The 19561-nt window shown below is 71.9% G+C and carries 18 protein-coding genes; 11 read left to right on the forward strand and 7 right to left on the reverse strand.

All coding sequences use genetic code 11. The features are described from left to right. Positions 1 to 119 precede the first annotated feature (119 nt). Entirely contained in the window at positions 120 to 1550 is a 1431-nt protein-coding gene (locus ACWDVB_RS30950; RefSeq protein ID WP_451517730.1) for an amidase, read from the reverse strand. A gap of 176 nt (positions 1551 to 1726) precedes the next feature. Here ACWDVB_RS30950 and ACWDVB_RS30955 point away from each other — a divergent pair, with 176 nt between their 5' ends. Beyond that, positions 1727 to 2761, forward strand: coding sequence for a LacI family DNA-binding transcriptional regulator (locus tag ACWDVB_RS30955; protein WP_451517729.1), 1035 nt, complete (start codon positions 1727 to 1729; stop codon positions 2759 to 2761). Positions 2762 to 2786: 25 nt separating this feature from the next. On the opposite strand, the gene trxA is transcribed toward ACWDVB_RS30955, so the two are convergent. Beyond that, positions 2787 to 3182, reverse strand: a complete 396-nt coding sequence (trxA, locus tag ACWDVB_RS30960) for a thioredoxin (RefSeq protein WP_451517728.1) — start codon at positions 3180 to 3182, stop codon at positions 2787 to 2789. 165 nt (positions 3183 to 3347) lie between these two features. On the opposite strand from trxA, the gene ACWDVB_RS30965 reads away from it, so the two are divergent. The 3 genes from ACWDVB_RS30965 (at position 3348) to ACWDVB_RS30975 (ending at position 6093) form a co-directional block, all read left to right on the forward strand. Beyond that, positions 3348 to 4775 (forward strand): dihydrolipoyl dehydrogenase family protein, encoded by a 1428-nt coding sequence (locus ACWDVB_RS30965; protein WP_451517727.1) that lies wholly within the window; start codon positions 3348 to 3350, stop codon positions 4773 to 4775. Between the two features lie 395 nt (positions 4776 to 5170). Continuing rightward, complete coding sequence (locus ACWDVB_RS30970) at positions 5171 to 5665, forward strand: pyridoxamine 5'-phosphate oxidase family protein (protein WP_451517726.1); 495 nt, start codon at positions 5171 to 5173, stop codon at positions 5663 to 5665. 242 nt (positions 5666 to 5907) lie between these two features. Continuing rightward, positions 5908 to 6093, forward strand: coding sequence for a hypothetical protein (locus ACWDVB_RS30975; protein WP_451517725.1), 186 nt, complete (start codon positions 5908 to 5910; stop codon positions 6091 to 6093). Here ACWDVB_RS30975 and ACWDVB_RS30980 read toward each other — a convergent pair. Beyond that, positions 6078 to 9347, reverse strand: coding sequence for a bifunctional cytochrome P450/NADPH--P450 reductase (locus tag ACWDVB_RS30980; RefSeq protein ID WP_451517724.1), 3270 nt, complete (start codon positions 9345 to 9347; stop codon positions 6078 to 6080). The two genes, ACWDVB_RS30975 and ACWDVB_RS30980, sit on opposite strands and share 16 nt — an antisense overlap. Before the next feature lie 185 nt (positions 9348 to 9532). On the opposite strand from ACWDVB_RS30980, the gene ACWDVB_RS30985 reads away from it, so the two are divergent. The 3 genes from ACWDVB_RS30985 (at position 9533) to crcB (ACWDVB_RS30995) (ending at position 11554) form a co-directional block, all read left to right on the forward strand. Next, the gene (locus ACWDVB_RS30985; RefSeq protein ID WP_451612007.1) at positions 9533 to 10354 is read left to right on the forward strand and encodes a PAS domain-containing protein; all 822 of its coding nucleotides are present in this window, start codon (positions 9533 to 9535) and stop codon (positions 10352 to 10354) included. 289 nt (positions 10355 to 10643) lie between these two features. Further along, positions 10644 to 11183 (forward strand): fluoride efflux transporter CrcB, encoded by a 540-nt coding sequence (crcB, locus tag ACWDVB_RS30990; RefSeq protein WP_451517722.1) that lies wholly within the window; start codon positions 10644 to 10646, stop codon positions 11181 to 11183. After that, a complete protein-coding gene (gene crcB, locus ACWDVB_RS30995; RefSeq protein WP_451517721.1) occupies positions 11180 to 11554 on the forward strand; it encodes a fluoride efflux transporter CrcB in 375 nt (124 codons plus the stop codon). Before crcB (ACWDVB_RS30990) ends, crcB (ACWDVB_RS30995) begins: the two co-directional genes overlap by 4 nt. Here crcB (ACWDVB_RS30995) and ACWDVB_RS31000 read toward each other — a convergent pair. Genes ACWDVB_RS31000 through ACWDVB_RS31010 form a run of 3 tightly spaced genes read right to left on the reverse strand, consistent with a single transcriptional unit; the run spans position 11549 to position 13201 of the window. Continuing rightward, positions 11549 to 12577 carry a glycosyl hydrolase family 18 protein gene (locus ACWDVB_RS31000; RefSeq protein WP_451517720.1) on the reverse strand — a complete coding sequence of 343 codons (1029 nt, stop codon included), beginning with the start codon at positions 12575 to 12577 and terminating at the stop codon, positions 11549 to 11551. The genes crcB (ACWDVB_RS30995) and ACWDVB_RS31000 overlap by 6 nt on opposite strands. 28 nt (positions 12578 to 12605) lie before the next feature. Then, positions 12606 to 12857 (reverse strand): hypothetical protein, encoded by a 252-nt coding sequence (locus ACWDVB_RS31005; protein WP_451517719.1) that lies wholly within the window; start codon positions 12855 to 12857, stop codon positions 12606 to 12608. Then, entirely contained in the window at positions 12854 to 13201 is a 348-nt protein-coding gene (locus tag ACWDVB_RS31010; RefSeq protein ID WP_451517752.1) for a tetratricopeptide repeat protein, read from the reverse strand. Before ACWDVB_RS31010 ends, ACWDVB_RS31005 begins: the two co-directional genes overlap by 4 nt. A 150-nt stretch (positions 13202 to 13351) precedes the next feature. On the opposite strand from ACWDVB_RS31010, the gene ACWDVB_RS31015 reads away from it, so the two are divergent. Beyond that, entirely contained in the window at positions 13352 to 14317 is a 966-nt protein-coding gene (locus ACWDVB_RS31015) for a pirin family protein (protein ID WP_451517718.1), read from the forward strand. A gap of 24 nt (positions 14318 to 14341) precedes the next feature. On the opposite strand, the gene ACWDVB_RS31020 is transcribed toward ACWDVB_RS31015, so the two are convergent. Next, positions 14342 to 15583 carry a PucR family transcriptional regulator gene (locus tag ACWDVB_RS31020; RefSeq protein ID WP_451517717.1) on the reverse strand — a complete coding sequence of 414 codons (1242 nt, stop codon included), beginning with the start codon at positions 15581 to 15583 and terminating at the stop codon, positions 14342 to 14344. 615 nt (positions 15584 to 16198) lie between these two features. Between ACWDVB_RS31020 and ACWDVB_RS31025 the strand changes: the two genes are divergently transcribed. From ACWDVB_RS31025 to ACWDVB_RS31035, 3 genes are read left to right on the forward strand one after another with little or no spacing between them, the layout of a single operon-like run. Then, positions 16199 to 17701 carry a DUF6801 domain-containing protein gene (locus tag ACWDVB_RS31025; RefSeq protein ID WP_451517716.1) on the forward strand — a complete coding sequence of 501 codons (1503 nt, stop codon included), beginning with the start codon at positions 16199 to 16201 and terminating at the stop codon, positions 17699 to 17701. A gap of 48 nt (positions 17702 to 17749) precedes the next feature. Further along, a complete protein-coding gene (locus ACWDVB_RS31030) occupies positions 17750 to 18766 on the forward strand; it encodes an ABC transporter ATP-binding protein (protein ID WP_451517715.1) in 1017 nt (338 codons plus the stop codon). Next, positions 18763 to 19560 (forward strand): MlaE family ABC transporter permease, encoded by a 798-nt coding sequence (locus ACWDVB_RS31035; RefSeq protein ID WP_451517714.1) that lies wholly within the window; start codon positions 18763 to 18765, stop codon positions 19558 to 19560. Before ACWDVB_RS31030 ends, ACWDVB_RS31035 begins: the two co-directional genes overlap by 4 nt. Position 19561: the final 1 nt, after the last annotated feature.

A 19561-nucleotide genomic window follows, 5' to 3' on the forward strand; every position in this document is an offset into this window, starting at 1 on the left:
TCAAGGGCGTTCGCACAAGAGTGCCCTTGAAGCTGTTCTCGCACCGGGAATTTCTGTTGCGTGTACGGGCCGGGGCCCCCACGTAGGCGCTGTGGCGGACCCTGACGCTGTCGTGACGCCTACGGTGCCGGTCGCGCGTCCGGGACCGGCGCGGGCCACCGCTCGTACCACCGCTGGTCCGCCTCCAACTGGGCGGCCAGGGAGACCAGGAGCGGCTCGCTGCCCGCGGGCCCGAGCAGTTGCGCGCCGACGGGGAGGCCGCCCGTGACATGCCCGGCGGGGACGTTGACGCCCGGCCAGCCGAGGACGTTCCACGGCCAGGCGTAGGGGCAGGCGGCGATCATCGCCTGGTCGGTGCGCCAGCCGCTCATGGCGGCCAGCGTGCCGATCCGGGGCGGGGGAGTGGCCGTCGTCGGCGCGATCACCACGTCGTACGTCGAGAAGACCGCGCCCACCCGACGGTGCAGCGCGGCCTCCGAGCGCCGCGCGAGCCGCAGCGGTGTGCCGCTCAGCAGCCGTCCCATGCGCGCCGCCTCGCGCGTACGCCGGTCCAGGAGCGCCGTGTCGGGGACGTGCCGTGCCCACTCCGCGATGCCCGCCGTGGCCCGCGGCACGAACGCCAGGCCGATCCGGCCGTAATCCGGATCGGCCTCCTCCACGTCGTGCCCGAGCGCGGCGAGCCGGTCCGCCAGTGCGACGACCCGCTGCCGCACCACCGGATGCAGCCGCTTGGACGTCGCCGTGAACGGCATGCGCAGGGAGAGCGCGATCCGCAGCCGCCCCGGGTCACGGGTCGCCGCGTCGGCGGCGCGCACGGCGCGTGGGCGGTGCAGGTCGCCCGCGTGGCTGCCGCTCGCCGCGTCGAGGAGCAGCGCGGCGTCGGCGACGGTCCTGGCGAGCGGGCCGTTCACGGTGATGCCCTGGAACGCCTCGGGCCACGGCCACGTCGATATCCGGCCGCGCTGCGGCTTGATGCCGACCAGATGCGTCCAGGCCGCGGGGATGCGCACCGACCCCGCGCCGTCCGAGCCGAGCGCGGCGGGGACCAGGCCCGCGGCGACCGCGGCCGCCGAGCCGCCCGACGAACCGCCCGGCGTATGCCCGGTGTTCCACGGATTGCGCGTGTCGCCAAAGCCGGGCCCCTCCGTGAAGGGCCACTGCCCCAGCTCGCACGTGTTGGTCTTGCCGACGATCACGGCGCCGGACGCCCGCAGCCGCCGCACCGCCTCGCAGTCCTCGGACTTGGCCGGGAAGTCGCCCCGGCAGCCGAACGCGGTCGGCTCACCCGCGATGTCCATGTCGTCCTTGACGGCCAGCGGCACCCCCAGCAGCGGCCGACCATCGAAAGGCCCGCCCGCCGCCAACTCCCGGTCGGCGGCGTCCGCTTCGGCGAGCGCGGCATCGGCCCGCACCCGCTTGAACGCGTTCAGGACGGGCTGCGCCGCCTCGATCCCGGCCAGCGTCCGCTCGGTCAGCGCACGCGAGGACACCTCTCCCGAGGCCAGCGCGCGAGCGGTGCGCGCCAGGCCTTCGGCACGGTCGGCAGTCATGTGGAGGCACCTTCGGTCGAGGACACGTGCCCGCACGTTAACCGGCGAGTAGGCGGCCGCGGAACGACAGCGGATGAGTCAAGACGCAACAGGAGCAGAGAAGTTCAAGAGCGCCCGGCCGCGCTCCGGCGCCCGCCTGCCGGGGCCGCGCCACCGTCTGCGAGGATGCCGATGTCATGGTGCAGATACCGAACCAGCAGCCCGCGCAGCGCCCCGTGCCGACGAGCGCCGACGTCGCTCGCCTGGCGGGCGTCTCCCGCGCGACGGTCAGTTACGTCCTCAACAACACGAGTGCCGTGCGGATCAGCGAGCCCACACGCCGCCGCGTCCACGAGGCCGCGAGGGAGCTCGGCTACGTCCCGCACGCCGCCGCCCGCAGCCTGCGCGCCGGACACAGCCGCATGGTCCTCATGCCCACGTCGGAGATACCGATGGGCCCGCTCTTCGGCCGGTTCTTCAACGAACTGCAGTGGGCGCTGAGCCGCCTCGACTACACCGTCGTGCAGTACGCGAGCCTCGGCATGACCGGCGAGGACGCCGCACGGGCCTGGGCCGAGCTGCGGCCCGTGGCCGTCCTGGCCCCTGACGCCTCCGCGCTCGGACCGCGCGGCGTGACGGTCCTGAAGCGTTCCGGCGCCAAGGCCGTCTTCACGCTCGGACCGCACCGCGTCGAGGGCGCGCACGCGCTCCTGATGGACGGACGCCGGGTGGGAGAGGCCGCGGCCCTGCACCTGCTGGCCCGCGGGCGGCACCGGATCGGCGCGATCGTCCCCGACGGGCCCGGCCTGGAGATCTTCTCGCGGCCCCGCGTCGAGGGACTCCGCGAAGCGGTCGACACCGCGCGCGTCGCCGGCGCCTCGGTCACGGAACTGCCCCTCGCCTACGAAGAGGAATCCGCCGCCCGGCTCGCGGCGCGCTGGCGCTCACTGGGCCTGGACGGCGTCTTCGCGTACAACGACGAGTACGCGATGCTGCTGATGCGGGCCCTCCAGGACGAGGGCATCGCGATACCGGACGAGGCGGCCGTCGTCGGCTCCGACGACCTGGTGCTCGGCAGACTGCTGAGGCCCCGGCTCAGCACCGTCCGCATCGAGCTGCCGTCCGGCCGCGGCCTCGCGGAACTCGTCGACCGCGTGGTGCGCGACCCGGGCGCCGCACCCGAGGTGCACGACGTGCTCGGAGCGGACGTCGTACACCGCGAGTCCAGCTGAGCGGCGCAGGCTGACTACCGCAGGCTCACTGCTCCTGCTGCCCGCCCTGCTCCTTGGCCTGCTCCTCGGCGACCTGCCTGCGCACCTCGTCCATGTCCAGCTTCCTGGCCTGGCCGATGACGTCGGTGAGCGCCGCCTCGGGCAGCGCGCCCGGCTGGGCGAAGACCGCCACCTGATCGCGGACGATCATCAGGGTCGGGATGGACTGGATATCGAAGGCGGCGGCCAGCTCCGGCTGGGCCTCCGTGTCGACCTTGGCGAAGACCAGGTCGGGATTTGCCTCGGCGGCGTTCTCGTAGACCGGGGCGAACTGCCGGCAAGGACCACACCACGAAGCCCAGAAGTCGATCAGAACGAACTCGTTGTCCGTGACCGTCTGGTCGAAGTTCTCCTTGGTGAGCTCCAGCGTCGCGCTGCTCATGGTGTGTCCCTACTTCCTCTATGGGGCGTAGCCGCTGTGCACAACGGCCGATGGTGCGAACGTATTCCGCCCGTCACGCGCACGGAGCTGTTCCCCGCGTGTACAGGCGTGTCCCGCGCGCGTACCCATGTGGCCACCGCGCACACCTGCCGACAGACTGTCCTCATGACGGATGCCAAGACGTACGACGTAGTAGTCATCGGTGCAGGTCCCGTGGGGGAGAACGTCGCGGACCGGGCCCGCGCGGCGGGCCTGAGCGCCGCGATCGTGGAGAGTGAACTCGTCGGGGGCGAATGCTCCTATTGGGCGTGCATGCCCAGCAAGGCCCTGCTCCGCCCCGTCATCGCACGCGCGGACGCCCGCCGCGTCCCCGGGCTGAGCCCGTCCGTGCAGGGGCCGCTGGACACCGCGGCCGTCCTCGCGCACCGCGACGACTACACCTCGCACTGGAAGGACGATGGCCAGGTCGGCTGGCTGGAGGGCGTCGGCGTCGACCTGTACCGCGGCCACGGCCGCATCACGGGACCCCGCGAGGTCACCGTCACCGGTACGGACGGCACCGAGAGCCTGCTCAAGGCCCGCCACGCCGTCGCCGTCTGCACCGGCACCCGCGCGGCCCTGCCCGACCTGCCGGGCCTCGCCGACGCCAAGCCGTGGACGAGCCGTGAGGCGACCGCCGCCGACCACGTGCCGGGCCGCCTCCTGGTGGTCGGCGGCGGCGTCGTCGCCGTGGAGATGGCCACCGCCTGGCAGGCGCTCGGGTCCGGCGTGACCATGCTGGTGCGGGGCGACGGGGGCCTGCTGCCCCGTATGGAGCCCTTCGCGGGCGAGCTGGTCCAGGAAGCCCTGACGGAGGCGGGCGCCGAAGTCCGCTCCGGAGTCTCGGTCACCGCCGTGAAACGCGAGAACGGCACCGTCACGGCGACCCTGGACGACGGCTCGGCCCTCCAGGCCGACGAGATCCTCTTCGCCACGGGCCGCGCCCCCCGCACGGACGACATCGGCCTGGAGACGGTGGGCCTTGAGCCCGGCTCGTGGCTGCCGGTCGACGAGAGCCTGCGGGTCAAGGGCAGCGACTGGCTGTACGCCGTCGGCGACGCCAACCACCGCGCGCTCCTCACCCACCAGGGCAAGTACCAGGCCCGCGTCGCGGGCGCGGCCATCGCCGCCCGCGCCCAGGGCGTCCCCCTCCTGGAGACCGACCGCTGGGGCGCCCACTCCGCCACCGCCGACCACGCCGCCGTCCCCCAGGTCGTCTTCACCGACCCCGAGGCGGCCTCGGCGGGCCTGACCCTCGCCGAGGCGGAGGCCGCGGGCCACCGCGTCCGCGCCGTCGACTACGACATGTCGGGCGTCGCGGGCGCGGGCCTCTACGCCGACGGCTACCGCGGCCGCGCCCGCATGGTCGTCGACCTGGACCGCGAGATCCTCCTCGGCGTCACCTTCGTCGGCCCGGGCGTCGGCGAGCTGATCCACTCGGCGACGATGGCGGTGGCGGGCGAGATCCCCCTGAACCGCCTGTGGCACGCGGTCCCGGCCTACCCCACGATCAGCGAGGTGTGGCTGCGGCTCCTGGAGACGTACCGCGGCTGAGCACGGCGGCGGGGGCTGCCCCGAGACGTCTGCCCCGAGGCGTTCACTCTCAGGCAAGCCCCCGTGCGCCGACGGGCGAGTGCGACCCCGCCGCCGCTTCCGGCCTCGGCGGGACAGTCCGCCTCGGCGCCCGCGCTCTCCCCCCGGTAGGCACCCACATGAGTACCGCCTCGTCTCGAACGTCGGCAGCTGGATGCGGACGGTCGGCGGCCAGTGGCTCCTGACCCGCCGCTACGCCCCGGAGTCGGAGACAAATACGGCTTGCCGAGAAATGCACGGAGCATTGCCTGAGGGAGAACGCTTTTCGGGGCGGCCGCCGACGCGCGGCCTCGGTCCCGGGGAGTAGGACCATCGCCTCATGCGCGCCCCGGCACCGCTGATTAGGGTCAACTCCCATGCAGCCCAGGGAAATACCGGCCCGGCAGAACGCTCGCCGCGATGTACCGGAGCGCACGCGCGACACTCTCGGACGGCTCGCCCGCGAGCGGGACATCTGGGTGTCGACAGCTCACCCCGACCACGGCCCGCACCAGATCCCCCTCTGGTTCCGTTGGGACGGGGAGGCCGTGTGGATGTGCACCGGCGCGACCTCCGCGACGGCCCGCAACGTGCGCGAGGAGCCCCGTGTACGCCTGGCGTTGCCGGACGCCTTCGACGTGGTGCTCCTGCGCGGGACGGCGGAGTGCTTCTCGGCCGGGGAGATGCCGGAGAACGCCGCGGCGGCGTTCACCGCGAAGTTCGGGTGGGACCCGCGTGCGGAGCACAGTCCCTATCTGTACATCCGCGTGACGCCGAGGACCGTGCTCGCCTGGCGCGGCGAACCGGAGCTGCGCGGCAGGGTCATCATGCGGGACGGGACGTGGCTGGAGCGGCCCCCGGCCGCCGGCTGAAGTGTCGTATGGCGGACGCCTGGACCTCCCTCGGCCAGCCGCTCGTCCCGGCCCGCGCCGCACGCCCCACCTCATATGACCAGTTCGGTCATATCCCGCATGCCGAAAAGGACGGCACAAGTACGTGGATAGGCAGGCTCACGGTGGCCGCGGTGGCGCCCAGCCGGGGCTTCGCCACGCCGTCGCCGACCTGATCCTCGACGCGGTCCGGGCCACCCGCTGACCCACGGCCGTGCGAGGCAGTGTTCCGCAAGCAGTTCGCGGCCGGCGTGCCCACCAGGGCCGCGCAGGTCATGGCCACGGGCCAGCGCCCGATCACCCTGGCCGCCCTCCAGGAGCCGGTCATACTGCCGTTGTCGCCCTTCGGTTCCAGGCCGGTGACGGTGAGCGCCGAGGGCGGGGCGGGGGCGCGTCAGCTGCTCGCGTAGACGTCCTCGACGTAGCGCCCTTCGGCGACCAGGCTCCGCCACCAGTCCTCGGCGGCCTCGGCGTCGCCTCCCGCGTACTTCGTACGTATGCGCTGGAACGCCTCGCGCACGCCGGGGGCCATCCGGGAGCCGTCACCGCAGACGAGGACCGCCGCTCCGGCCTCCAGCAGGCGCCAGACCTCCTCGGCCTCGGCCGCGATCCGGTGCTGGACGAAGAGCAGCTCGCCCTCGGGGGCCCTGGAGTACGTGGGGCGCATGGACACCGCGCCCGCGCGTTCCGCGTGCTCCAGTTCCGCGCGGTGGAGATAGTCGACGTCGGGGTGGTCGCAGCCGAAGTAGCAGAGCGCGGGGGCGAGTACGGTGCCGCCGCGCAGCAGCTCCAGGCGGTCGGCGATCGCTCCGCGGAAGGGGGCGAGGCCCGTGCCCGCGCCGACCATGATGACCGGCGTCCGCGGGTCGCCGGGCATGCGGAAGGAGTCCCGGCAGGGCTGCACGCGCGCGTGGAGGGTGTCCCCGGCCCGTACGCGGTGGAGGTACGAGGAGCCCGTGCCGCGGAAGGTCCCGCGGCCGGAGCGGTCCGGCGCCGACAGGAGCGAGACCATCAGCTCGGCGTGGCCCGGCGAGGCGGCGGGCGACGACGAGATCGAGTAGTGGCGGGTCCGGATGGGCGGCAGCAGGTCGAGCAGCACGGGCCAGGGCCGCCGCCCCCGCAGCGCCGGATGGTCCTCGATCAGGTCGAGCAGGCTGCCGGGCCGCGCCGCCAACGCCGCCTGGTCCGCCGCCAGTTGCTCCAGAGCGATTCGCTCGGGTGGGCACTCGTTGTGTGCGGCGAGCAGGGCGACCTGCTCGGCGGTCGGCGCGTCGCGCAACTCGACGTATCGGCGGAGGAGTTCGCGTACGGCGACCGGGCGGTCCAGCGGCAGGGTGGTCCGTCCGGGCTTGTGCGCCCGGATGTTCAGGACCGCGCCCAGGTCGACACCGAGCACCGCCGCCGCGCGCTCGACCGACTCCGGTTCGTTGACCGGGAGGACGCTCAGGTGGTCGGCGGTCCGGTAGGTCACGCCGTCGGGGAGCGCGACGCGCAGGAACCGCTTCGGGCGGGCGAGCGGGTGCGTCATGTCGACGAGGTCGGCGCTCTCCACGACGGTCATCGCCACCGTGCCGTGCCGGGCGGCCAGCGCGTCCAGCGGCCCGCCGGTGACCTCCACGACGTCGTAGGTGCCGGCCGGGGGAGCGGTGTCGGCGGCCCCGACGCTCCGCGGGTCGCCGTACCGCTCCAGCAGTGTGTGCCGCAGCGCCGAGGCGAAGCGCCGCACCGAACCGGCCAGGTCCCCGGAGGCATCGGCTTCGGCGCGCTCCAGGAGGCGGCGCGCACCCGCCGCGGCGAGCGCCTCGTCGATGAGGGTGGGCACCCGCTGGTAGGTGGCCGCCCAGTTCCGGTCGCCGACACCGAGGACCGCGTACCGCACTCCGGCGGCGGCGCCCGGCCCGGCCTCCGTCAGCCAGGAGACGAACTCCCGCGCGTCGTCGGTGGGTTGGCCGTTGTAGGAGGCGGCGACGATCACCACCGGCGCGTCGGCGGACAGCGCCCCGGCGGCCTCGTCCAGGGGCGCGACACGCACGTCGAAGCCGAGGTCGGCCGCCTGCTCGCCGAGTTGCTCCGCGTACGCGCGGCAGGTCCCGAAGTTGGAGCCGTGCAGCAAGGTCAGCGCGGTCCCGGCCGGGGCCCGGGTCGGCAGACCGTCCCGCGGCCGGTCGGCCGCGCCCGCCCCGTCCGCGGAACCGGCCGGGCCCGTGAGGGCGGTCAGCTCGCGCAGCGCGGACCGGCTTCGTTCGCGGTCCTCGGGCCTGCGGGCGGCCAGCGTCATGCTGAACCCGTCGGGCTTGAGAGTGAGGGTCTCCTTGACCTTCAGCTCGTAGCGGGCGTGGTCGACGAACCGGTAGCGGTGCACCAGCATGCCGAGCAGCATCGTGGCCTCGTGCAGCGCGAACTGCCTGCCGATGCAGGCCCGTTCGCCGGTGCCGAACGGCTTGTACGCGTGCGGGGAGCGGGCCGCCTCGGCCTCGGGGGCGAAGCGTTCCGGGTCGAACTCCTCGACGTTGTCGCCCCACACCGGATCACGGTGCAGCATCGGGGTGAGCACCACCACGTACTCGCCGGCCCTGACCGGGTGGCGTCCGCCGATCGTCGTGTCGACGCGGGCCCGGCGCTGGAACGCGGGGGCGGTGGGCCACAGCCGCAGCGCTTCGTTGAGGACCTGGCGTACGTAACGCAGCCTGCCCACGTCCTCGTACGACGGCTCGGGGTCCGGGGCGTCGCCCCACAGGGCGTCCACCTCGGCCTGGGCGCGGTGCAGGGCCGCCGGGTTCTTGAGGAGGTGGTAGAGGGCGAAGGCGAGCGTGCCCGAGGTCGTCTCGTGCCCGGCGATCAGGAAGGTGATGACCTGATTGCGGATGTTCGCCTCGTCCAGCATCTCTCCGCTGCCCGGGTGCGGGGAGTTGAGCATCAGGCCGAGCAGATCGTCGGTGGAGGCGTCGCCCGCCGCCTTGCGGGTCTCGATCACCTCGTCGACGACCCGCGCCAGGAAGGCGGCGTCGGCGGTGAACTCCGCGTCCTCGGCGGCGTAGTCCCCGCCGGGCACCCGCGCCAGCTTCGCCTGACTGTGTCCCAGCGACCGTACGAGCGCATCGACGAAGGGGTGGGGATCGGTGCGGCCGAAGGATTGGAAGTCGTAGCCGAAGCCGGACAGGCCGATGGTGTCCAGCGTCATCCTGGTCATGTCCTCCGAGACGCCCACCGGCGCGGACTCGGCCGCGCCCGGCGCGAACCGGGCGTCCCAGGAGGCGATGAGGCGCCGGGCCACGCGCAGCATGTGCGGGTGGTACGTACGCATCGAGTTCATGGCGAAGGCGGGGAGCAGGATGTCGTGCGCCTTGGCCCAGTTGGGCTCGTCGTCGTACGCCGTGAACAGACCGTCACCGGCGATGCCGCGGACGTTCTCCAGGGCCGGTCCGACGCCCTTGGCGAACCGCGTCTCGTCGGAGAGCTCCTCGACCAGCTCCAGGGAGGACGCCCAGACGCTGTCCCGCCCGTGGTAGCGGCGGACGTAGAGCGGGCCGTGCCGACGCGCGAGCTCCACGGCCTGCTGAACGGGGGTGCTCGTCAGGCCGGTCGCCGTGACATCGACGGTGGGGAGTCCGGGGTCCGGGTGGTTCCGGGGACCGCGGGCCTCGACGGTGGGGGATTCGCTCATGTCCAGTGCCTCTTCCCAAGGGTGCAGGGGAGTTGAGCGCCCGGTGCGCTGGGCGCCGCCTCCACCGTCGCGCGCCCCGGCCGACGGCCCGCCGCGAGAACTACGTAATCTTGTAGGAGGCTTTTCCCCGCCGTCGCTTGCGCGGGCGGGGACGACGTGGGTGAGGGTGCGGAGGAGGTGGAGGCGTGGCCCGGTCGGAGGGTGGACCGCCGAGTGCCACGGGCGCGGGCCCGGGCTCGGGCTCGGGCCCGGACAGGCCGAAGGTGGCGGACGCTACCGTCTGGCGTGGCAGGTTCCTGAGCCTGCTCGACCGCTCACCGGCGCCGACCGCCATCAGCAGCAGTGACGGGATGGTCGCGGTCGCCAACCCGGCCTTCGCCGGAGCCCTGGGACTCCGGCCGGGCCGCGTCGCGAACCGGCGGCTGCTCGACCTGCTCACGCCCACCAACAGGCAGCAGCTCCGCAAACTCGACGAGGCCATGCGCTCCGGCCGCCGGTCCCGCTACCCGGTCGAAGTCAGCTGGACGGCGGGGGACACGTCCCACCACGGACAGCTGACCGTCGAGCCGGTCACCGACCCGCTGGAGGACACGCCGCCCCTGTTGGTGACGTTGCGCGTGGCCCAGGAGGAGCGGGCGCGGCCCGGAGCCGCGACGACGCGACCCGACGACGTGGGCGAGGAGTCCGCGCACCCGGCGCTGAGCGCGCAGGAGGCTCGTATCCTGCGGCTCGTCGCGGGCGGCGCCACGACGGCGGTCGTGGCCCGCGCCGTCGGAATCGGCGTCGACGGCGTCAACTACCACCTCACCCGCCTGTGCCGTCGACTACGGGTGCCGAACCGGACGGCGCTGGTGGCCCGCGCCTACGTACTGGGCCTCCTCGACGCGACGGCGTGGCCACCTGAGGTGACCGTGCCCACCGCACGCCAGATTTCCCAGGTGTCCCAGGTGTCCCAGGTATCCCGGATGTCCCAGGTGGTCCGCCCGCCCAGGCCTCGTCGAGCGTGAGGCGTTCGACGGTCCCGTACGTCGATCGACGGAGGGCGGCGAGACCGCCACCACCGTGCCGCGAGCTCGGGGCGGGCGGGCCCGGCACGGCCCGGTGACGCGGGGCCGCGCCCCGGCGGTTAGCCTGGTGTCAGCGGCGATCTTTCCCGGGTCCGCCGGGCCTCCCCGGCCCTCCGGGCGCCGCGCGGCGGTGGGGCCCGCCGTACCCGAACCGCGGCGAAGGATGCCGCCAACGGTCCCTACTTGCGATCGAGCGCGCCCACGACAGGCGACGGCGAGTAGGAGGCGCATGCCGAGGAAGCCCCGGCGGTCCGAAGCGGTCGACGAACCCACGGACCCCGACATCGATTTCTCAGCGCCCGCGCCTGTGCCCGCGCCCGTGTCCGCGGGGCGCGGTGAGCTGACGCGCGGCCAGGGGCAGATCCTCGCGGCGGTGGCCGTGGGCGGCGGCATCGGGGCGGCGGCACGTTACGGCGCGTCCCTCGTCTGGCCGGTCGCCGCCGACGGCTTCCCCTGGTCGACGCTGGCGGTGAACGCCGTCGGATGCGCGGTGATCGGCGTCTTCATGGTGCTGATCACCAAGGTGTGGGCGGCGCACCGCCTGATGCGGCCGTTCTTCGGCACGGGCGTGCTCGGCGGCTTCACCACCTTCTCGACGTACGCGGTGGACATCGAACGCCTCGTGAGCGGCGGCCACGCCCGCACGGGCCTCGCGTATCTCGCACTGACCCTGCTCGCGGCGCTCGCGGCAGTGTGGAGCGCGGCGTGGACGACGCGCCGCCTGGTGGCGTGGAGGCGGCGCATGACGCGACGTACGGAGGGCCGGTGAACTGGCTGCTCGTGATCGCCGGAGGCATGATCGGCGCGCCGCTGCGCTATCTGACCGACCGCGCCGTGCAGACACGCCATGGCACGGTCTTCCCCTGGGGGACCTTCACCGTCAACGTCGTCGGCTGCCTGATCCTCGGCGTGCTCACCGGTGCCGTCACGGCGGGCGCCGCGTCCTCCGCCACGAAGCTCTTCCTCGGCACAGGGCTGTGTGGGGCCCTGACCACGTACTCGACCTTCTCCTACGAGACGCTGCGGCTCGCTGAAGAGGGGGCGCGGTTCTACGCGGTGGCCAACGCGCTGGGCAGCGTCGTCGCGGGCCTCGGCGCGGCCTTCGCGGGGGTGGCCGTCGCCGAGGCCGTCTGGCTATGACGCCTTACGCGCTGAAGGCTTAGGCGCTTCAGTACTTCGGCGCTTCAGTACGGAGGAGACCTCGGCCGCCCACCGCCAGGGCGCCGCCGTCCCACCGGGCCGGGAGTTGAAGTACTCCCAGCCGGCCACCCCGCCGAAGCCCCGATGCTTCGAGGCGAGCGCGCGGAGCGTCGACTTGAGCGTGGTCATGCCGACGTAGCCGCTGCCGCCGTTGGCCGGTGAGGTGAGCGTGCCGGCGACCACCTTGGACGCGGGAATCAGCCCCCGAGCGATGATCTCGTCATAATCGGCCGTGGACCCCATACTGCCCCAGCCGTTGTAGAACTGGGCGTTGAACCACGCGATGTCACCGCCCCGGCTGCGGTAAAGGTCGTCGTAGTCGAAACCGGAGAGATTTCCGCTGCCGCTGAGCGCGCTGCCCACCGGCGCGAGCGTAATGAGGAAATCCGCGCCGAAGTCGGCGCGCAGCGCGCTGATGACGCGCTCGATTCCGCCCAGCGACATCTGCTCCTCGACATCGAGGTCGACGCCGTCGAGCTGGTACCGCCGGATGAAGTCCCGCAGCAGCGGGTAATACGTGTCGAATTCGTTGTCGAGCCGGGTGAAGCTGCCGGGCGCCGCCCCGCCGACCATCGCGAGCACGTGTACGCCCTGGCCGCGCAGGGTCTTCAGGTCGCGCCACATCCGGTCGAACTTGGCCGCGCTCGGCGGATCGTCGTTCAAATGCACCGGTGCGTAAGGGCCGTTGAGGTCATTGAGGTGCACCGCGGCCACCAGTACATCCGTCACGCCGGTGTTGTGCTCGGTGAGCGCGAGCGGTGACACATACGTGCCATTCGCGTACTGCGTCTGGTAATAGACGACCACGCGCTTTCCCTTCGCGGCCGGGTTTCTCGCCGCCATCGCCGTACCGCCCGACGCGGCGGTGAACGCCAGTGCCGCGAGCAGAACGCTGCGCCTCTTCATGCTCATCTCTCCCCTGGGGTCGAAGTCGCCGCAATTCTTACGGGCGTTGCGGCGCATCGCTAGGGTGAGGAGAAGCTAATGCGCATTAGTTAGTGAGCCGGTGACTCGGTGAGCTCGTGGCGGAGCTGTACGACGCCGCCTGCTCCTTGAGTGCCAGGATCTCCTCGGGCGCCACCTCGCGCAGGATGGTGATGTTCCAGTCCGCCTCCCGCAGGGTGCGCGAGACGGTCGGCCAATCGACATCATTCAGATGGTCTTTCGCATGGCGGTCCTCACGGTGTTCGGCGCGGCACGGTGGCCGTCGTCGGGGCGGTGTGTCGCTTCGGGAGGAGATCACGCCTGGGTGAAGTCCCCGCTCAGCGCGGCGGCCATCCGCAGATGCGGTGCGGCGTCGGCCGCCCTGCCCTGCCGCTCCAGCGTGCGCCCCAGCATCAGCCGGGCGTAGCCCTCGACCGGGTCGAGTTCGACGACCTTACGCAATTCGGCCTCGGCGCGCAGCAGTTGGGCCGAGTGGTAGTAGGCGCGGGCGAGCAGCAGGCGCGGGGCGACCTGCTCGGGCACCTCGTCGGCCAGGGCGGCGAGGATCCTGGCCGCCGTGGCGTACTCCTTGGCGTCGAAGAACTGCCGCGCGCGCTCCCAGCGCTCCGCCGCGTTTCCGTGGTCGTAATAGGTCATTTCCACTGTCTGCTCCACTGTCCGCCTCCTTCGGACGCTGCAACGACCCCCTGTGGTTCAATATTCCACTACATGGAATGGCTGGACTGGGGCGGCCACGTGCGAGGCACCGGCGGGTGACTGACGCGCGGCGTCCCCGGGGCTAGGTTGTGCGGCATGAGCAATCTTGATCGCGAGGCGGTTCCGAGCCGGTGCGGCGGCCGGGGATTCGTCGTCGCCGAACCGGTACGGGAACTCCTCAGCCCCCGGCGCGTCAAGCTCGGCGAGTCCACCGAAGTCCGGCGCCTGCTGCCCAACCTCGGGCGCCGCATGATCGGCGCCTGGTGCTTCGTCGACCACTACGGCCCCGACGACATCGCGGACGAGCCCGGCATGCAGGTGCCGCCCCACCCGCACATGGGCCTCCAGACGGTCAGCTGGCTGCACGACGGGGAGGTCCTGCACCGCGACTCCACCGGCAGCCTCCAGACCATCCGCCCCCGCGAGCTGGGCCTGATGACGTCGGGCCGGGCCATCTCGCACTCCGAGGAGAGCCCGAAGCCGCACGCGCGCCTCCTGCACGGCGCGCAGCTGTGGGTCGCCCTGCCCGACGCCGACCGCCACACGGCGCCGCACTTCGAGCACCACGCGGAGCTGCCCCGGATCACCGCGTCCGGCCTGACCGCGACGCTGATCCTGGGCGGCCTGGACGGGGCGAGCTCGCCCGGCACGACGTACACCCCGATCGTCGGCGCGGACCTCACCCTGGCCCCCGGCACGGACGTAAGCCTCCCGCTGGAACGGGACTTCGAGTACGCGGTCCTCTCCATGTCCGGCGAGGCCCACGTCGACGGCGTCCCGGTACTCCCGGGCTCCATGCTCTACCTGGGCTGCGGCCGCACCGACCTCCCGCTGCGCGCCGAGTCGGACGCGTCCCTGATGCTCCTGGGCGGCGAACCGTTCGAGGAGGAATTGGTGATGTGGTGGAACTTCGTGGGCCGCTCCCAGGAGGACATCGAGGAGGCGCGGAGGGACTGGACGCAGGGCAACCGCTTCGGCGAGGTGAAGGGCTACGACGGCCCCGCGCTGCCCGCGCCGGAGCTGCCGCCGGTGGCGCTGAAACCGCGGGGGCGGGTGCTCTGAGGGCGCTGCGGCCGGTCGAGGGGGTCAGCCCGTGACGGCGGACAGGCGTGGCCGGTGCGTCGTGCCGGTGCGGCGGGAGCGCAGCGCCAGGGCGCGCAGGACCAGTTCGATGGCGAAGCGGTGGTCCGGCGAGGCCAGCAGGTCGCCGAAGGCCTTCTCCAGGTTGCGCAGCCGGTAGCGGACCGTCTGCGGGTGCAGATGGAGCAGCTCGGCCATCTGTACGGCGTTGCCCCGGGTGTCGAGCCACGCCCTCAGGGTGTCGATGAGGCGCTCGCGCTGATTGGCGGTGAGACCGGCCAGGGGCGCCAGTTGCTGCTTGGCGAGCGCCGTGATCAGGCCGGGGTCCGCATAGAGGGAGAGGGCCACCAGATGGTCCTCGCAGTGGATGTACGGGGCGCTGTCCAGGATGCCCGCCTCGGCGAGGCTCAGGGCTCTTCGGGCCCAGTGCAGGGACTCCGCCGCGTCCCCGAGAGGCACGGTCAGACCGACGGCCGCGCGGACGGTGTGCGGGGCCGCGTCCATGAAGGCGCGGCGGTGCTCGTCGACGGCGCCGGGTATCAGGGCGAGCGGGTGCGGGGAGCTCAGATCGACCAGGACGTCCTCGGAGATCGCCCCCCGATCCGGTCGTGCCTCCGCGCTGAACGCGATGGGCGTCACCTCGTCGGGCAGCTGCCACTTGGCGCGCTCGGCGAGTTCGACCAGGGTCGCCCTGGGGACGGCCACATCGGCGAGCAGATGCTCCAGGAGCCGCCGGCGCTGGATGTCCTGGCCCTGCTCCATCTCCGTCCGGGCCTCCTGGTATCCCTTGCGGGAGACCTCGATCAGGTCGTCCACGTAGGCGAGCAGGGCGTCGGCGAAGGAGAGCATCAGGCCGGCCGGCAGGTTGAGCCGACGCAGCATGCCCTTGGCCCGGTTGAGGGCGAGCCGGGCGCCGAGCCGGAAGATCGCCTGCATGGTGTCCAGGCTGCGGCCCTCGTAGGCCTCGAAGCGGCCGAACATGCGGCACACCTTGTCGCGTTGGACGGTGGAGGCGTCCGGGACGGCGACCTGGTCCACGAAACTCGTCAGATTGTGCTCGACGACGAGATGCACGGCCCGGGAATAGGGACCGTCGAGGACTTCCGCGTACTCGGGGTAGGAGCGGCGGATCTCGTCGATGACTTCCTGGATGAGTCCGGGCAGTTCGGGCCGCATGATGGTGGCGAACTCACGCGGCAGAGCAGACGCTGGATGTCCCGTATCTCCCGCCTTTACTACAGTTGCCATGGAACTCCCCTTACTCCGCGCGTGATCGGAACCGCTGACCGGTAGTGGTGGGGGACAGGACCGGTCCGAGGCGGCCTCGGTGGTCGCCTGCTGGCGGCGGGTCATAATTGATCTGGGCGCTGCGGAACCCCTGGCACGGTAGACCATGGACAGCTGGTGTGCATCCGGCTCACCACTCTCATTCGGACAACCTCGTTCCGCTGGTGACGTGTTCAGGGCGCCCTGCTCGGGCGCTGTCCGTCAAGGGTCCGGGAGTAGAATGCTCACTTGTGCATGAAGCCGCTCCCGGAATTACTGCCCGTGGGACAAGGAATTGCCTGATGTCTTCGAGCTCGGGCGCTTTCCCAATTCGGCCGTTGCGCCGTCCGGTTACCCGTGCGTAGGGTCCGGATCGCAGGTTGAGCAGGAAGTAGCAAGGTGAACAGGGAGTAGAGCGGGCTTTATCGGAAGGCGTAGCCCGGCACCTGCTTTCGGTCCTCCGGAGCGCGGATCCGGATTCCGCGTCGGTGGTCCCGGTTCCCTCCGGATCACTTGAGGACCCCTCCATCGGACCCCGCGGCGGCCCCCCTGCCGCGGGGTCCGCCCCCTGATCGGAGAGCAGCGATGAGAGGTGCCTTGAGCGGCCCGCGCACGGCGCGGCTGGCGGCCGTCACCGCGGCGGCGTGCGTGCTCGGTCCGCTGTCCGGGCCGGGCTCTGCCGCGCGGGACCAGCGGGAGGCCCGGCTCACGGCCGCGTACGCCTGCTCACTTGCCTCCGGTACGCAGTCGATCGAGGTCACCCTCGACGCGGAGTTTCCCGAGCGCGGCGCGGTGGGCAAGCCGATCCGGCCCGTGGGCGTGACCGTACGGGCGAGCCTGCCGCGGGCCGTGGTGGCGCGACTGCTGCCCGAGGGGGCGAAGTCGGTCTCCGGCACGGCCACGCTGGCCACGGCGGTCGCGCAGGGGCGGGAGCGGGTGCGGGCCGAGTGGGCGGATCTGACCGCGGGTGCGGTGGCGCTGCCCGCGGAGGGCGCCGTCGAGTTCGGCTTCAGTGGTGACGTACCGCATGTGACTGTCGGCTCTGCGGGCGAAGTCAGTTTCAGCGCCGGGCGGTTGGACCTGACGATCGCCGCCGAAAGCTCCACGGACACGGACGCGGACGCGGACGCGGACACGGGCAGGGGCACCAGCACAGGCACCGGTACGGACGCGGACACGGACACGGAAGCGGCAATAGGCACAGCACCCCCCGCGTCCACCGCGCTGACCTGCACCCCGGACCGCGACGCGGACCTGCTCCTCGCCACCGTCCCTGTCGAGGCCCCCACCACCGAGACCCCCGACGTGCCGTCCGTCGGCCCCACGAAACCGGCCCCCCGTACCCCGAACGGCCCCGACCCGAACGGCATCGACGCCGGACCCCGGTCCCGCGCCGCCACGGACGAGTGCCCGGCCGACCCCCCGAAGGGCAGGCTCGACCCGGAGCGGCTGCCCCCCGTACCGCCGGGCGGTGAAGTCACCGAGGGCGAACCGACCTCGGCGTGCGCGGTGCCGGTGGGCTTCGCGACCATGCGCAAGCTGAAGGGCTCGGCGATCGTCAACGACCCGCGAAATCCCCGGGTCGGCCTGATGCGTCTCGCGATGCTCATGCGTCATGTGTCCGCGCCCGAGTACAACGAGTACGACCATCTCGGGATCATGCAACTCCCCGACGTCAAGGGCACGTTCCTCGCCTTCGGCTTCCAGCCGATCACCGCCAAGGTGCGCTTCGAGGCGCGGCCGGCGACCGTGGTGAACATCATCAGGCCGGGCAAGCCGCCGGTCACCAGGGTCGGTTACCGGCAGCATCTGCGCCTCCACGGCGTACGGGTCAACGGCGTGCCCCTCGACGTCGGGCCCAGGTGCCGTACCTCACGGCCCATCGACACCCGGCTCACCGGCAGTTACCCGGTCACCAGTGGCGGGCTGCTCCAGGGCACGCTCGACATCCCACCCTTCTCGGGCTGCGGGGCGAACGGTGAGGACCTGGACCCCCTGCTCACGGCGACGGTCTCCGGGCCCGGCAACCCCTTGAAGATCCGGCAGGGCCCCCTCTGCACCGGATCGTCCTGCAAGGCGCCTCCCCTGCCAGAACTCTGATCCGCGAGCCGCTGTACGCAAGCCCGAACTCTGCGCCAAGGAGGTGCGATGGGAGTCGAAGTGGTCGTCGAAGGGCTGACCAAGTCGTTCGGAAAGCAGAACATCTGGCAGAACGTGACGCTCACCCTGCCGCGCGGTGAGATCAGCGTGATGCTCGGCCCGTCCGGCACCGGCAAGACGGTCTTCCTGAAGTCGATCGTCGGCCTGGTCCGCCCCGAGCGGGGGCACGTCCTCGTCGACGGCGTGGACATGGTCAACAGCCGCGAACGGGACGTGTACGAGGCGCGGAAACTGTTCGGCTTGATGTTCCAGGACGGTGCGCTCTTCGGCTCGCTCAGCCTCTTCGACAATGTCGCGTTCCCGATGCGCGAGCACACCCGCAAGAAGGAGTCGGAGATCCGCCGCATCGTCATGGAGCGGCTCGACCTGGTGGGCCTGGCCGGCGCCGAGAACAAGCTGCCGGGTGAGATTTCCGGCGGTATGCGCAAGCGGGTCGGTCTGGCCCGGGCCCTGGTGCTCGACCCGCAGATCATTCTCTGTGACGAGCCGGACTCGGGGCTCGATCCGGTCCGTACGTCGTATCTCTCCCAGCTACTCATCGACATCAACGCGGAAATCGACGCGACGATGCTCATCGTCACCCACAACCTCGATATCGCGGCGACCGTCCCGGACAACATGGGGATGCTGTTCCGCCGCGACCTCGTGACGTTCGGCCCGCGCGAGGTGCTGCTGACCAGCGACGAACCGGTGGTCGAGCAGTTCTTGAACGCCCGCCGGGCCGGCCCCATCGGCATGTCCGAGGAGAAGGACCAGGCCACCTTGGACCTGGAGGCCGCCCATGGCATCGTCGCCGGGCCCGCGACGGAGCGGACCGTCGTGCCGCAGCTGGCGCCCACCCCCGGACTGCCGGAGCGCAAGGCGGTGCGCCGGCGTCAGGAGCGGGTCCAGGGCATGCTGCACGAGCTGCCGCCCGCGGCCCGCCGCGCCATCGAGGCGAGTCTCCGAGGCAGTGACGCGCCCACGCCGGTCGTGTCCCGGGTGAGCCGGGGAGTGCACACATGACCGCACCCCTCGTCCCACGTCGGCCTCTGCCGGGCCTGGGTGTCCTGCGCGAGATCGGCCATATGTTCGCGCTCGCGGTGAGCGTGCTCCGCCTGATCTTCAAACGGCCCTTCCAATGGCGGGAGTTCGTCGAACAGTTCTGGTTCATCGCGAGCGTCACGATCCTGCCCGCGATGCTGGTGACGATCCCGTTCGGAGCGGTGATCGCCCTCCAGGTGGGCTCCCTGATCGAGCAGCTCGGCGCCCAGTCCTTCACCGGAGGCGCCAGCGTCCTTGTGATCATCCAGCAGGCCAGCCCGCTGATCGTGTCGCTGCTCATCTCGGGCGTCGCCGGCTCCGCGATCTGCGCGGACCTCGCCTCGCGCACCATCCGCGAGGAGCTGGACGCCATGCGCGTCATGGGCGTCTCGCCCGTCCAGCGCCTCGTCGTGCCCCGGGTGCTCGCCGTGATGCTGGTCGGGCTGCTCCTCAACGGCCTTGTCTCCGTGGTCGGCACCCTCGGCGGCTACTTCTTCAACGTCGTGATGCAGAACGGCACTCCGGGGGCGTACGTCGCCAGCTTCTCGGCCCTCGCCCAGCTGCCCGACCTCTACATCAGCGAGCTGAAAGCGCTGATCTTCGGCTTCATCGCCGGAGTCGTCGCCGCGTACCGCGGACTCCATCCGAAGGGCGGACCGAAGGGAGTGGGCGATGTGGTGAACCAGTCCGTCGTCTTCACCTTCCTCATCCTCTTCTTCGTCAACATGGTCCTGACGGGCATCTATCTGCAGCTCGTCCCCTCGAAGGGGCTGTGAA

It is taken from the genome of Streptomyces sp. NPDC003379 (genome assembly GCF_053589195.1).